This window comes from Aurantibacillus circumpalustris (assembly GCF_029625215.1).
In the GTDB taxonomy this organism is placed as follows: domain Bacteria; phylum Bacteroidota; class Bacteroidia; order B-17B0; family Aurantibacillaceae; genus Aurantibacillus; species Aurantibacillus circumpalustris.
Genome location: NZ_CP121197.1, coordinates 82,118 through 96,375 on the forward strand (window position 1 = coordinate 82,118; position 14,258 = coordinate 96,375).

11 protein-coding genes and 1 tRNA gene are annotated in these 14,258 nt (G+C 36.0%); 8 read left to right on the forward strand and 4 right to left on the reverse strand.

The window, feature by feature from the left end; genetic code table 11:
- Positions 1-142: 142 nt before the first annotated feature.
- Positions 143-2,173 (forward strand): M13 family metallopeptidase, encoded by a 2,031-nt coding sequence (locus P2086_RS00380; protein ID WP_317898437.1) that lies wholly within the window; start codon positions 143-145, stop codon positions 2,171-2,173.
- Between the two features lie 197 nt (positions 2,174-2,370).
- Positions 2,371-2,883 (forward strand): DUF2911 domain-containing protein, encoded by a 513-nt coding sequence (locus P2086_RS00385; protein ID WP_317898438.1) that lies wholly within the window; start codon positions 2,371-2,373, stop codon positions 2,881-2,883.
- A 69-nt stretch (positions 2,884-2,952) separates the two neighbouring features.
- Here P2086_RS00385 and P2086_RS00390 read toward each other — a convergent pair.
- Positions 2,953-3,026, reverse strand: a tRNA-Pro gene (locus tag P2086_RS00390).
- A gap of 141 nt (positions 3,027-3,167) precedes the next feature.
- Between P2086_RS00390 and guaA the strand changes: the two genes are divergently transcribed.
- From guaA to hemF, 3 genes are read left to right on the forward strand one after another with little or no spacing between them, the layout of a single operon-like run.
- Positions 3,168-4,697 (forward strand): glutamine-hydrolyzing GMP synthase, encoded by a 1,530-nt coding sequence (gene guaA / locus P2086_RS00395; protein ID WP_317898439.1) that lies wholly within the window; start codon positions 3,168-3,170, stop codon positions 4,695-4,697.
- 51 nt (positions 4,698-4,748) lie between these two features.
- Complete coding sequence (locus P2086_RS00400) at positions 4,749-6,455, forward strand: PBP1 and LysM peptidoglycan-binding domain-containing protein (RefSeq protein ID WP_317898440.1); 1,707 nt, start codon at positions 4,749-4,751, stop codon at positions 6,453-6,455.
- Positions 6,446-7,378 (forward strand): oxygen-dependent coproporphyrinogen oxidase, encoded by a 933-nt coding sequence (gene hemF / locus P2086_RS00405; protein WP_317898441.1) that lies wholly within the window; start codon positions 6,446-6,448, stop codon positions 7,376-7,378. The genes P2086_RS00400 and hemF overlap by 10 nt, the downstream gene beginning before the upstream one ends.
- Before the next feature lie 23 nt (positions 7,379-7,401).
- On the opposite strand, the gene P2086_RS00410 is transcribed toward hemF, so the two are convergent.
- Together P2086_RS00410 and P2086_RS00415 are read right to left on the reverse strand one after the other, a co-directional pair.
- A complete protein-coding gene (locus P2086_RS00410; RefSeq protein WP_317898442.1) occupies positions 7,402-7,668 on the reverse strand; it encodes a hypothetical protein in 267 nt (88 codons plus the stop codon).
- Positions 7,669-9,177, reverse strand: a complete 1,509-nt coding sequence (locus P2086_RS00415; RefSeq protein WP_317898443.1) for a DEAD/DEAH box helicase — start codon at positions 9,175-9,177, stop codon at positions 7,669-7,671.
- A gap of 219 nt (positions 9,178-9,396) precedes the next feature.
- On the opposite strand from P2086_RS00415, the gene lnt reads away from it, so the two are divergent.
- Positions 9,397-11,022 (forward strand): apolipoprotein N-acyltransferase, encoded by a 1,626-nt coding sequence (gene lnt, locus P2086_RS00420; protein ID WP_317898444.1) that lies wholly within the window; start codon positions 9,397-9,399, stop codon positions 11,020-11,022.
- Positions 11,023-11,149: 127 nt separating this feature from the next.
- Here the strand turns inward: lnt and P2086_RS00425 are convergent, their stop codons facing one another.
- Positions 11,150-12,091, reverse strand: a complete 942-nt coding sequence (locus P2086_RS00425) for an OmpA family protein (RefSeq protein ID WP_317898445.1) — start codon at positions 12,089-12,091, stop codon at positions 11,150-11,152.
- 184 nt (positions 12,092-12,275) lie between these two features.
- Here P2086_RS00425 and lpdA point away from each other — a divergent pair, with 184 nt between their 5' ends.
- Both lpdA and purE read left to right on the forward strand, forming a co-directional pair.
- The gene (lpdA, locus tag P2086_RS00430; RefSeq protein WP_317898446.1) at positions 12,276-13,682 is read left to right on the forward strand and encodes a dihydrolipoyl dehydrogenase; all 1,407 of its coding nucleotides are present in this window, start codon (positions 12,276-12,278) and stop codon (positions 13,680-13,682) included.
- A 65-nt stretch (positions 13,683-13,747) separates the two neighbouring features.
- A complete protein-coding gene (gene purE / locus P2086_RS00435) occupies positions 13,748-14,239 on the forward strand; it encodes a 5-(carboxyamino)imidazole ribonucleotide mutase (RefSeq protein ID WP_317898447.1) in 492 nt (163 codons plus the stop codon).
- Positions 14,240-14,258 lie beyond the last annotated feature (19 nt).

Consider the following 14,258-nt stretch of genomic DNA (forward strand, 5'->3'; position numbering starts at 1 on the left):
CCGAAAAAGCTCAAAATCTGCGTCATCTCACTCAAATACCCCCAAATGGGGGACCTCGGGGTGGATACCATTCATGTATTTAATTTCTGATCTTCGTTATTTTTTTACACTTTTACACTTCAATTTATCACAATAAACAAATATGAAAATTCACCTAATTAGCCTAAGCACTCTTTTTATTATTGGAGCAAGCTCTTGTAAAAATGAACATGCCGAAAAACCTGCAGAACATTATTTCGATACTGCAGGAATGGATACTACTATTAAACCAGGAGACAATTTTTTCTTGTACGCCAATGGCGAATGGATGAAAACAGCTGTTATACCAGACGATCAAAGCGGATGGGGAAGTTTTTATACCTTATATCAAGATAACTTAAAGAAACTAAAAGGTCTTTTAGAAGACGCTGCCCAAAGCAAAAGTGAAAAAGGATCAGTGGAACAAAAACTTGGTGATTATTATGCAAGTGGCATGGATACGATTGCTATTGAAAAACTAGGTGCTGAGCCCTTAAAAGAAGGATTAGCTAAAATTGATGCTATAAAAGACTACAAAGATTTAATGAACTTTGAGTATGATATGCAGGCAGAAGGCGAGGGCTTTTTAATTGCCTTATATGTTGGCGCGGATGAAAAAAATAGTTCTCAAAATATCGCTATTCTTTATCAAACAGGCACCACACTTCCTGAAAAAGCTTACTATACACGTAAAGACAGCGCAAGCGAAGCCTCACGTATGGCCTTAGTAAACTATGCGGAAAAAATGTTCGTATTAACAGGAACAGATGCTGTTACCGCAAACAAATACGGTAAAAACATACTTGCTCTAGAAACTGAAATTGCAAAAACACAACGCAGTAGAGTTGAAATGCGTGACCCTCAAGCAAACTACAATAAAATGAGTGTTGCTGCACTTGAAAAACTTTCTCCAAATATTAATTGGAAAAATTTCCTTACTAAACTAAATATTCATATTGATACAGTGAATGTTGGTCAGCCTGGTTATTACGAAGGTTTAAGTAAATTATTAGTAAGTCAACCCATCGATATTTGGAAAACAAAACTAAAGTTTGATTACATAACTAGTAACGCTGCTTTATTAAGCAAAGATTTTACTGATGCAGATTTTCAATTCGGGAAAATATTTAATGGTCAGAAAAAAGATAGCGACCGTTGGAAAAAAATGACCAATCGTGTTGATCGCGGTCTTGGTGAAATGTTAGGTCAGATCTATGTTAAAAAATACTTTAACGAAACGGCTAAGCAACGTATGGATGAATTGGTAAACAATCTCCAAAAAGCTTTCGAAAACAGAATTAAAAATCTGGATTGGATGAGTACTGTAACCAAAGAAAAAGCAACAACTAAACTTCACACCTTTCTTAAAAAAATTGGTTACCCTGAAAAATGGAAAAATTACGATGACGTTACCATTGATAGAAATAACTTTTTTGCAAACGTGAGAAGTGTTCGCATGCACAACCACAAAGAAGATATGGATAAAATTGGAAAGCCTGTAGATCGTATGGAATGGGGAATGAGTCCGCCAACGGTGAATGCATACTACAATCCAAGCAACAACGAAATCGTTTTCCCTGCAGGAATTTTACAATTCCCTTTCTTTAATGCTAATGCCGACGATGCCGTTAATTATGGCGCTATCGGAATGGTAATAGGACATGAAATGACGCACGGTTTTGATGATCAAGGTAGTCAGTACGACGATTTAGGAAATATGAAAAACTGGTGGACAAGTGAAGACAGTGTAAAATTCAAAAGCAAAACCAGTGGCGTTGTAAATCAATATAACAATTACACCGTTCTTGATAACCAACATGTAAATGGAGAATTAACATTAGGCGAAAACCTTGCGGACATTGGTGGTTTAGCCATAGCTTACGATGCATTTAAAATGACCAAACAAGGAAAAGAAGGTGAGAAAATCGATGGTTTTACACCTGATCAACGTTTCTTTTTGGGCTATGCTCAAGTTTGGCGTTTAGTGAATAGAGAAGAAATTTTAAGAACCCGTATCAACACCGATCCACACTCTCCGGAAATGTTTCGTGTAAATGGTCCATCAGCAAATTTCGAACCCTTCTATGCAGCATTTAACATACAGCCAACAGACAAAATGTATATTAAGCCAGAAGAACGCGCGCGTATCTGGTAGTCAAAAAATAAACTAATGAAAAGCCTTTCGGAAACGGAAGGCTTTTTTTGTTTTACTGTTTTTTTGGGTGTTTCGCGTTTTTTTTGTTTCGAAAATCACACCTAGTTTTTAATACTCTTAACATCATTCCGCAAACCAGCTAAACAAAAATAAGTAACTTGTGTTTACAAAGTATAACTCATTTTAATTTTACTTCTATGAAAAGCTATTCACTAAAAACCGCAGCAATTTTCACATTAGCTTTATTTATTTCATTGACTTCGTTAGGTCAAAAGAAAATCGCTAGTCCACGCGACAGTGCCAGCGGTAAAATTAGTAAAGCACTCATTTCAATAAATTATGGAAGTCCTTCTGTAAAGGGAAGAAAAATATGGGGTGACCTAGTCCCATACGGAAAAGTTTGGAGAGCAGGTGCTAACGAAGCAACCACCTTTACAACAAACCAAAACATTAAAGTAGAAGGCAAAGATTTACCAGCGGGTACCTATGGTTTTTTTGCAATTCCTGGTGAAAAAGACTGGATTATTATTTTTAATAAAACAGCCCAACAATGGGGTGCTTACGAGTATAAAGAAAAAGACGATCTCATTCGTGTTACTGTGAATGCAGGCAAATCTTCTTCTATGAATGAACGATTAATTTATAAAGTAACAGCTAGTGGCGTTTCACTTTTATGGGAAAATATAGAGGTGGCGTTTGCGATAAAATGAGGTATTCGCCGCAATTAAAAGCCCTAAAATCAAAAAAGCCTTTCACTTCGTGAAAGGCTTGTCTTTTTGTCGGGGTGGCCAGATTCGAACTGACGGCCTCCACGTCCCAAACGTGGCGCGATACCGGGCTACGCTACACCCCGAACTTCTCAAAATAAAATTTGAGAGTGCAAATATACAATTATTTTAGCATCTACAAAAAAAGTGTTCATTTTTCTTAAAAATGTTTAAGCTCTAGTGAAATAGACTTTTTGGCCGAAAATTAAGTTGTATTTTTGTCTTCTATGCAAGAACAGATTCTCATTTTAGATTTTGGTTCTCAATTTACTCAGTTAATTGCCCGCCGTTTGCGCGAATTAAACGTCTATTGCGAAATTCATCCTTACACGAAAGTCCCAAAAATTACACCCGATATTAAGGGAGTGATTCTCTCGGGCAGCCCTCATAGCGTGCGTGAAGAAAACCCTCCGCAACCCAATCTTTCTGAAATTAAAGGAAAACTTCCTTTATTAGGGGTTTGTTTTGGTGCCCAATACCTTGCTCATTTTTTTGGCGGTGAAGTTGGAAAATCTAATTCACGGGAATACGGCCGCGCCCACCTTGAAATAAAAGACAAAAACAGTAAGCTATTTAATGATGTGGCAGATGATTCCGTTGTTTGGATGAGCCACGCCGACACTATCCTTAAAATTCCTTCTAATTATAAAGTTACGGCCAGTACACACGATGTAAAAATTGCAGCCTATGATATTGAAGGGGAAGAAACATCTTGCATACAGTTCCACCCGGAAGTATACCACACCAAAGAAGGCGCTAAAATTCTTAAAAACTTTGTTTACGGAATTTGTAAGTGTAAGGGAGATTGGACGCCTGCATCCTTTATTGAGACAACTATTTCTGATCTTAAGACACAATTGGGTGATGAAAAAGTTATTCTTGGTCTAAGTGGTGGAGTTGATAGCAGTGTTGCGGCCATGATTCTTCACAAAGCGATTGGAAAAAATTTACATTGCATTTTTGTTGACAATGGTTTGTTACGTAAGAACGAATTCGAAACAGTTCTGGAGTCCTACAAACACATGGGGCTTAATGTGAAAGGTGTTAACGCCAAAGATAAATTTTACGCTGAGCTGAACGGTGTTTCTGATCCAGAAAAAAAACGTAAAGCCATTGGAAAAGTTTTTATTGATGTGTTTGATGAAGAATCTAAACTTGTTACCAATGCTCAATGGCTAGCACAAGGAACCATTTATCCAGACGTTATTGAAAGTGTGAGCGTAAAAGGCCCTTCTGCTACTATTAAATCGCATCACAACGTAGGTGGCTTGCCTGACTACATGAAATTAAAAATTGTGGAGCCTCTCCGCAGCTTATTTAAAGACGAAGTGCGTCGTGTGGGTAAAGAGTTGGGTTTAGATGAAAATATTTTAAACCGTCATCCTTTTCCTGGTCCGGGTTTAGCAATCAGAATTCTTGGAGAAATTACTCCCGAAAAAATTAGAGTAATTCAGGAAGTGGATTATATTTTTATTGAAGGATTAAAATCGCACAACTTATACAAAGAAGTTTGGCAAGCAGGTGCTATTTTCTTACCAATTCAAAGTGTTGGCGTAATGGGCGACGAAAGGACTTACGAAAGCGTTGTTGCCTTAAGAGCTGTAAGTAGTACCGACGGTATGACTGCAGACTGGTGTCATTTACCCTATGAGTTTCTCGCTAAAATCAGTAATGAAATAATAAACAAAGTTAAAGGCGTTAACAGGGTTGTATATGATATTAGCTCTAAGCCTCCTGCTACCATTGAGTGGGAATAACAAACAACAGATAAACTGTTCTTATTAAATTTTGTTGTAAAGATTAATTGAATGATTAAAAACAATTTGAATAAATATTTCCTTGCGTGCATTTTTTGTATTATTTCAGTTGTCTTTTTCGGACAAACAAAATCTTCGAACATACAAACAATTGACGGCAAGAAATATTACATTCATAAAATTCAAAAAAGTCAAAGCCTTTATTCCATTTCAAAAACATACACTGTTAGTTTAGACGAGATTTATAAATTAAATCCAGAATTAAAAACACAGGGCGCTAAGGTAGATCAAGAAATTAAAATTCCTTTTGGTGTTTCTGCTCCAGTTGTTATCACGCCTACAGTCAGTCCAGGTATTCCAACCATAGTCATAGATACGAACAAATACGTGGTGCATAAAATCGCTAAAAGTGAAACCGTTTATAGCATTACGCGTCACTACAAAATTACAGAGAAAGAACTTGCGGCTTTTAATCCCGGTATAACTCCTGCTTTAAAAGAAGGTCAATTAATTATTGTTGGTGAAAGAATCAGAAAGAAATCAGGACCTAAAGAAAATAAGCAAACCATTGTCACTCCAGAGGCTGTTGTAAATAATTTTAGTGTGGTTGATTCCAGTCTTTTCAAACCAGCTCTTAAGGCAAAAAAAACAAAATATAAAGTCGCTTTAATTTTACCATTCAGAACAGAAGCGACCTTAGCGCTTGATATGAATGAACTGGTTAAATCTGGTGGTAGTTTCCCAATGGTTCCAGGCTTAGCAGTTGATTTTTATCTCGGCTTTAAATGTGCGATGGATTCTTTAATTAGCAATGACTTCGAGGTGGACCTAACACTTTATGAAAGTGATGACAAAGACTCTATTAAACTTGATTTGATTGTAAATGATCCTGGTTTTAAGGATTTAGATTTTATTTTTGGTCCTTTGTATGCAAGCGGATTTAAAGATATTTCTCAAAAAGCGAAAGAGCTTAATATTCCAATCGTATCACCAATTACGCAGCAAAATAAAATACTGTATAATAATATTTACATTTCTAAAACAAACCCTTCTCAGTTTACCTTAATGGAGAGTTTAGCTGATTATTGCATTGATTCTCTTGTAAACGGTAATGCTAAAATTATTTTAATGCTGTTGTCGGACAAAGACAAACGAGAACTCTCTTTTGTAACCGCTTTTAAAAAATATTACAACGAAAAGCAAAAGGCTTTAGGAAAAGGAATTCAGGATACTATAACGCTTGCCAACGGAATGGAGGGTTTAAAAGCAGCATTTAAACCGAATGCAAAAAACATTGTGGTGACACTTAGTTCCAATCAAGTCTTTCTGACGGATTTCACTACTCAGTTTTCAATGTTTGGTGATAAAAAAGATGTAACCTTGTGCGGTTGGCAGAATCTTACGGAATCTGACAATATTGACCAAGAGTATTTAAATCAACTGCATTTTACTTTTCCTAACCAATTTAATCTTACCAATACAGAAGCTTACAATACAGCTACGGCAAGATATAAGGAACAACAACAAACCGCACCTGGGGAATATTTTTATATTGGATTTGATATTGCTTATTATTACCTGACAAACTTAAAAAAAATCGGCCCTGACTTTATTTACCGTTTAGAAACTCTCCCTTTTGAAACGAATTATATGCGTTTCAAATATGCGAGACCAGACTATACAACAGGTTTCGATAACCGCGGTGTTTATATTTTTAAATATTCTAACTACCACATTCAAAAAACAGGATGGAAATAAATAGAATTGAGATCTCAAACTGGTTAAAAAATTTACAAGACTCTATTTGTTTTTCCCTCGAGAAAGCTGACGGTAAATCACTTTTTGAAGAAGAAAACTGGACCCGCGAAGAAGGCGGCGGCGGAAGAACGCGTATTATTAAAGATGGAAATGTTATTGAGAAAGGCGGCGTTTTATTCAGTGCTGTTGAAGGTATAGCTCCTGATTTTTTGTTTAAAGAAAAAGAACATTCTATTTCTGAACCAACAAACGAAAACACTAAACCAGTTTTTTTTGCGACCGGCGTTTCTATTGTGATTCATCCTAAAAACCCAATGGTTCCGATCATTCACATGAACATTCGTTACTTTGAAATGAGTGGCGGCATTCGTTGGCTTGGTGGTGGGATCGACTTAACGCCACATTACATTGTTCAAGAAGATGCAAATTATTTTCACACACAATTAAAAAACGTATGTGATAAACACCACAAGGACTATTACAATAAATTTAAAAAGTGGGCAGACGATTATTTTTACATCTCACATCGCAAGGAAACAAGGGGCGTTGGCGGTATCTTTTTTGACCGTTTAAATGAAGAGGATTCTATGAGTTTTGAAAAAAACTTTAATTTCTGGAAAGAAGTCGGTGAAGCTTTTACTCCAACCTACACAACACTAATAGAAAAAAATAAAAATAAAACGTATACTGATAAAAACAAAGAGTGGCAACTTCTTCGAAGAGGACGATACGTGGAATTTAATCTTGTTTACGATAAAGGCACCAAATTTGGTTTAGAAACAAATGGAAGAGTGGAATCCATTTTAATGAGTCTCCCGAAACTCGCCGGCTGGGAATATGATTTCACTCCAGATAAAAATTCCGAAGAAGAAAAAACTTTAGGCTTATTAAAGAAAGATATTGATTGGATTGCTAATCACTAATTATCATAGGGGCCTTAAGGCCTCTACTTTTTGAATTTAAAAATAATCAGCATTAAAAAAATTACTGGAAGCGAACTTAAGAACATACCAATATATCCCTTCGGATATTTTTCCTGTTCAAAATAATGCTTTTCGTTTAAAAAAATATTAATGCTCGCGAAAATAAATCCTAAGATAGAAAGAGCTACCCCGTAGTACATGTATTGAATTCTATAAATACACAAAACAGCAATGATTCCTACTACTATAGAAAGGTATCCGCTAAGCTTATAAACCGACTTTACATTCATTTATTCCGCGTAATACGTCATTAAGCGTCGGCGCAACTTACTTGCATAGGTTTGACTTTGCCAATCGGTGTGATTGTTTGTTGAATTGATGCATTTACCAAACTGTTTCATTCGGTATTTCATTTCTTCACCCAATAAATTAAATAACTCCATGGCTTCTTCAAAATCGGAAGCATTATCTTTGATTCTACCAAAATGATCTTCCATACTTTCTTCCACAACGGTTTGTGGCTTTTTACCTTTACGCAAGGCCATCATATAACGGTCGCGCACAATAAAGGCTTCGGCACTGGAGTTAAGAAAACGCTCTTTAATTTCGGGAGGTAAATCGTAATCATTAACTAATTCATAATCCCACTCATCTTTGTAACGTTGCTCAAGATACATGTGAGGCGCAGCAAACACGTGATTCCAGTCAATAGGATACTGCCATAAATTAAAACGGCGAGAATTGTTTCCTAAATCAATAATATTAAATGTTTTTTTAGTCGGTAAAACCCTGCTACCACGACCAATCATTTGATGATAAAGTGTAAGAGATTTCGTAGCACGATTTAAGAAAATCGTTTCTACTTCCGGCTCGTCAAAACCTGTAGTTAAAATACTTACCGAAGTTAGTATGCCATCTTTTGTTTTTCTGAACCAATCGAGCGTATCAACACGTTCTTTATCGCTGAAAGTACTATCTAAATGTTTAATCGGATATCCTTTTGCTTTAAATGTTTCGTAAACTGCCCTACTAGTTAAAATACCGGCGTTAAATATTAAAGTCTTTTTTCCTTTAGAAAGTTCTTCGTAAGCCTCAACCAGTTTACCCTGCATGATAGCTTGTGTATAGAGCATTTCATGAGAACCAACGGTAAACTCACCATTGTTACCCACACGTAAGGAACTTAAATTAACATCGTATGAAAATGTTTGTCCCTCGCATAAGTACCCTTGTTCAATAAGGTTAGAAATACTTTCTCCAACTATAAGCTCTGTATAGGTTTGATATAAGGGTAATTTTTTATTACTGCTTAAAGGCGTTGCAGTAACACCTAATATATTTACATCATTAAAATAATGGAAAATTTTTCTGAAAGAATTGTTATGCGCCTCGTCAACAATAACCAAACCAATATCTTCAAGAAACTGATCATTTTCTTGCAAACGGTTATTCAACGTTTCTACAAGGGCAATAAAGGAATTGTAATGACTTTGTTGCGGAAGTTGTTTTACATCACTCGTAATGACTTTATTAGAAATACCTGCTTCGGTAAGAACGTCTGAAGTTTGTTTTCCCAATTCAATACGATGGGTAAGAATTAATACTTTTCTTTTGTGCTGCGCTATATAACGCTTTGCAATCTCACTAAAAATTATGGTTTTCCCTCCACCCGTTGGCAATTGAAATAACAAATTTGCATTCGGCGGTAACTCCCCCAAACGATTAAAAATGCGATTAACGGCTTGCTCCTGGTAAGGATATAATTTGCGTGACTCAGCGGTTTCTAGGGTTTCTTCCATGTAAAAAAGGCAATTTGCAAATATACTGCTAAAGGAGCCAATTCGGTAAATAAATATCAAATAAATTGTGAAGATTTAAACATCTTGTAAATACTTTTCGTTAAAAAAAGCAATTATGGTATCTTCGAAACCTATGAAATAGCCATGTTTTCCGAAACATAAACACAAATGACTAAACTGGCTATACTATATAACCTTTAAAAATAATAATTTAGACACATGAAAGGTAAATTTACCCTCCTCCTCTTAAGTTTATTATCTGCGCTTTTACTCTCAGCTTCCTGGTATTGGCATTTGAGTATTTGCATCTTTTTTGCTTTTGTTCCTTTGTTATTTATTGAGGATAAACTCTCTCATGCTCCTAAATCGCGGTTAAAATTATTCGCCTACTCCTACCTTACCTTTTTTACCTGGAACATTTTGGTAACCTGGTGGGTTGTTTATGCCTCACTAGAAGGTGCCAGCCTGGCCTTTTTAGCAAACTCTCTTTTAATGGCATTTGTGTTTTTAATTTTTTCGGCAACAAAAAAACGCATCAATAAACACTGGGCCATTTGGTTGCTTGTACCGATTTGGATTGCCTGGGAACATGGTCATACTATCTGGGATCTCACCTGGACCTGGCTTACTATTGGGAACGCATTTGCCTTTAATACCAACTGGATTCAGTGGTACGAATTTACTGGCACATCAGGAGGTACTTTATGGGCTTTAGCGACTAATATTTTAATTTTCCAGACTTTAAAAAACAACGCGTCTTTAAAATTAGTTTCGAAGCCCGTTTTTAAAATTGCTGGAATAATTATTATCCCAATTCTTTTTTCATTTATAATTCTGTTCATCTACACGATTAAACAAGCGAATAACAGTAAATCAAATGCCCAACAGGTAGTGGTTGTGCAACCGAATATTGATCCCTACAACACAAAGTTTACTCTAGATTATCAATCACAGTTTTTACAAATGCTTCGATTAATTAAAGGAAGGGTGACAGAGGAAACTAATTTTTTGGTGCTACCAGAAACCTTTATTACAGATGATATTGACGAAGCGAAAGTTAAAACAGATCAATCTATTCAATGGTTTAGGGACAGTTTATTAAAAAAATTTCCACATCTAAAAATAATTACCGGTGGAAACACTTATGTGCTTTACGAAAACAAAGAGAAAGCCACCGCCACAGCCAGAAAAGAATTGAGTAGCGAAAGGTATTATGATTATTTTAATAGTGCTATTTACATTGATAATAGCCGCGTACAAGTTTATCATAAATCAAAGCTTGTGCCTGGTGTAGAACGCATGCCCTTCCCTGCTCTTTTGAAACCATTAGAAAGTCTGGCTATTAATATGGGCGGAACTATGGGAAGTTTGGGGACACAAGATACACGTGATGTTTTTACAAACGACTCAATGGGAACAAGTATTGCTCCTGTTGTCTGTTATGAAAGTGTGTATGCAGATTACGTAGCAGAGTATATTCGTAACGGTGCTAATTTTATTTTCATAATTACAAATGATGGTTGGTGGCAGGATACACCTGGATACATTCAACATTTAAATTACGCACGGATGCGCGCTATTGAAAACCGCAGACAGATTGCCCGCTGTGCTAATACGGGTATAAGCTGTTTTATAAGTGAATTTGGAACAATCTCTGAAACTACTAATTGGTGGGAAGAAGCGGTTATTGAGAAAAAAATGTATCCAAATAATGATCTTACTTTTTTCTCAAGATTTGGAGATTTGATTTCTTATTTCTCGGTAATTTGTAGTTTGTTGTTTATTGCTTGGAGCTTTTTGCAAGCCTATCTCGCAGGAAAACAGCGTAGTATCCCTAGAAATTAATGCCACGAATTTCACAAAAAACACGAATTATTGCTTTGTGAAAATTAGTGTAATTCGTGGCGCAAAACAAAGACATAAAAAAAGCCTCCTTTAATTTTGGAGGTCTCTTGCGTTAGAAGACAACAACCTATTTCCCGTTCAACAATTTCATTATTTCATCCAATTTTGGAGATAAAATAATTTCTGTTCTTCTATTTTTCGCACGTCCTTCGCTTGTTTCGTTACTTGCTTTAGGGAAAAATTCGCCTTTACCTGAAGCGGTTAAACGTGAAGCTGGAATTTTATAATCTTCGGTCAAAATTCTTACAATAGATGTTGCTCTTACAACACTTAAATCCCAATTATCTTTGTAAACAGCCGTTTTAATTGGAATGTTATCGGTGTGACCTTCTACTAAAATATCAATGTCAGTATTTTTATCTAAAACATCAGCCAACAATTTCAAAGCGTCTTTTCCTTTACTTTCGATAGACGCACTACCCGATTTGAACAACAGTTTATCAGACAAAGAAACATATACTTTACCATTTTTAATTTCTACAGAAAGTTCGTCAGAATTAAATCCAAGCAAAGCCTTGCGTATAATGTCATTCAAACGTTTTGTAATGGAATCTTGTCTTGCAATTTTAGATTGCAGATCTCTTAGAGATTTCTCTCTTTCAGAAAGTAATTTTTCTTTAGCATTCAATTCTTCAGACTTTGCTTTTAAAGCCTTATCGTACTGATTCGCCTTAGATAGACTTTCATTAATCAAATTATCATACTTGCCCTGTAGTGCTGTATTATTTTTTTGTAGCACATCTCGTTCATTTAATAAAGACGCCTTTGTAGCTGTCAATTGACCGTTTTCACTTCCTAAGCTATCTACTTTACTTTTAAGTTTGGAATTCTCAGCTTCCTTGGAAGATAAATTTGAACAAAGCTCGTTTCGCTCTACCACAACCGCTTTCAGCCTCTTGCCAGCTATCAACTTTTTTTCAGGAACAGTTTCGCTACATTTATATACAGGGGCACACGAGGCAAAAAACACAGCAATAACAACTGCTACAAGGGAAACAAGTTTTTTCATAGTATCAAATTTAGATTTGGTACAAAGTTAAAATTATTAAACGGCTTACATTTCTAATTAGTGTTTTTTAAGGGAAATCTAACTTAAAGAACCTTCTGATTCAGTGAAAGTTTGTTAATCAGCATTAGAGAAAAAAACTGTAAATTCACCCTTATTTTATTAAATATAATAGACAATTTTATATATGGAAAAATTTGATGTAACAATTATTGGTGCAGGTCCTGGTGGATATGTGGCAGCAATTCGTTGTGCGCAGTTAGGCATGAAAACTGCTTTGGTTGAGAAATATGCTTCTCTTGGAGGTACTTGTTTGAATGTAGGTTGTATTCCTTCAAAAGCTTTACTTGATTCAAGCGAGCATTTTTATAATGCTGTTCACCATTTTGAAGAGCATGGTATTGACGTAAAAGCTCCAAAAGTGAATTTAAAACAAATGATAGAGCGCAAACGTGGCGTTGTGAAAATGACTGTTGATGGCATCAATTTTTTGATGAAGAAAAATAAAATTACCGTTTACACTGGGCATGGTTCGTTTATTTCAAAAAACACCATCGAGATTTTAAAAGCAGACGGTAGCAAAGAACAAATCGAAACTGGAAAAACTATTATCGCAACGGGTTCAAAACCTTCTAGTTTACCAGGTATTGAAATTGATAAAAAAAGAGTGATTACTTCTACTGAGGCATTAGAAATGACAGAAGTTCCGAAAAATCTCATTATTATTGGTGGTGGCGTTATTGGTTTGGAGTTAGGAAGTGTTTACGGACGTTTGGGAAGCAAAGTTACAGTAGTAGAATTTATGGACCGTATCATTCCTGGAATGGACGGTGCATTGAGCAAAGAATTACAACGTGTATTGAAAAAGAATTTAGGTTTTGAGTTTTTATTGAAACATAAAGTTACTGGTGTGAAAGCAAGCGCTAAAGAGGTAACCGTTAGTATGCTAAATGCTAAAGATGAGAAAATAGAAATAAAAGGAGATTATTGTCTTGTTTCGGTTGGAAGAAAACCTTATACGGATAATTTGGGATTAGAAAAAGCTGGGGTAAAGGTGGATAACCGTGGTAGAATTGAAACCGACGATCATTTAAAAACAAATATTGATGGCATTTATGCGATTGGAGATGTTGTAAAGGGCGCCATGTTAGCGCACAAAGCAGAAGAAGAAGGAACTTTTGTAGCTGAACAAATCGCAGGACAAAAACCGCATATCAATTACAACTTAATTCCGGGTGTTGTTTATACTTGGCCGGAAGTTGCGGCAGTTGGTTATACTGAAGAACAATTAAAAGAACAAGGTAAAAAATACAAAGTTGGTTCCTTTCCATTTAAAGCAAGCGGAAGGGCAAGAGCCAGTATGGATACTGATGGTTTTGTAAAAGTTTTAACCGACGAAGCTACAGATGAAATTCTGGGAGTTCACATGATTGGTCCGCGTACGGCTGACATGATTGCCGAAGCAGTTGTTGCAATGGAATTCAGAGCAAGCGCGGAAGACGTGTCCAGAATGAGTCATGCACATCCTACTTTTACCGAAAGTATGAAAGAGGCTTGTTTAGACGCAACAGGAAAAAGAGCAATACACATTTAATAAAAATAAGGGCGTTTCTTCATTCTGATTGCTGTCGGAAAAACACCCATTTAAAAAAACTAATTATGAGCAATACAAAAGTTGGAATTATTATGGGCAGCAACAGTGATCTGCCAGTCATGCAGGCAGCGGTCGATATTCTAAAACAATTTGATATTGCTTTTGAAATTGATATAGTTTCAGCCCACCGCACTCCAGAAAAAATGTTTGATTATGCTAAGAATGCACACGGTAGAGGCTTGCAAGTGATTATCGCTGGGGCTGGTGGCGCAGCGCATCTTCCAGGAATGGTAGCATCTCTTACACCACTTCCTGTAATTGGTGTGCCGGTAAAAAGCAGTAATAGCATTGACGGTTGGGACAGCTTACTAAGTATTGTTCAAATGCCAAATGGTGTTCCTGTTGCAACCGTTGCGGTAAACGCAGCACAAAACGCCGGAATTCTTGCTGCACAAATAATTGGATGTTCTGATAAAAAGATACTTGATAAAATGATTGCCTTTAAACAAGGATTAAAAGAAAAAGTGATAAAGGCAAGTGACGACATGAAAAAGTAATTTTTCTCCTAATAATTTT

What these genes read in the sequence shown, in the direction of transcription:
- guaA (WP_317898439.1), top strand. Translation starts at nt 3,168, where the DNA reads ATGCAAGAACAGATTCTCATTTTAGATTTTGGTTCTCAATTTACTCAG.
- P2086_RS00400 (WP_317898440.1), top strand. Translation starts at nt 4,749, where the DNA reads ATGATTAAAAACAATTTGAATAAATATTTCCTTGCGTGCATTTTTTGT.
- P2086_RS00410 (WP_317898442.1), bottom strand. Translation starts at nt 7,668, where the DNA reads ATGAATGTAAAGTCGGTTTATAAGCTTAGCGGATACCTTTCTATAGTA.
- P2086_RS00425 (WP_317898445.1), bottom strand. Translation starts at nt 12,091, where the DNA reads ATGAAAAAACTTGTTTCCCTTGTAGCAGTTGTTATTGCTGTGTTTTTT.
- lnt (WP_317898444.1), top strand. Translation starts at nt 9,397, where the DNA reads ATGAAAGGTAAATTTACCCTCCTCCTCTTAAGTTTATTATCTGCGCTT.
- P2086_RS00385 (WP_317898438.1), top strand. Translation starts at nt 2,371, where the DNA reads ATGAAAAGCTATTCACTAAAAACCGCAGCAATTTTCACATTAGCTTTA.
- hemF (WP_317898441.1), top strand. Translation starts at nt 6,446, where the DNA reads ATGGAAATAAATAGAATTGAGATCTCAAACTGGTTAAAAAATTTACAA.
- P2086_RS00380 (WP_317898437.1), top strand. Translation starts at nt 143, where the DNA reads ATGAAAATTCACCTAATTAGCCTAAGCACTCTTTTTATTATTGGAGCA.
- P2086_RS00415 (WP_317898443.1), bottom strand. Translation starts at nt 9,177, where the DNA reads ATGGAAGAAACCCTAGAAACCGCTGAGTCACGCAAATTATATCCTTAC.
- purE (WP_317898447.1), top strand. Translation starts at nt 13,748, where the DNA reads ATGAGCAATACAAAAGTTGGAATTATTATGGGCAGCAACAGTGATCTG.
- lpdA (WP_317898446.1), top strand. Translation starts at nt 12,276, where the DNA reads ATGGAAAAATTTGATGTAACAATTATTGGTGCAGGTCCTGGTGGATAT.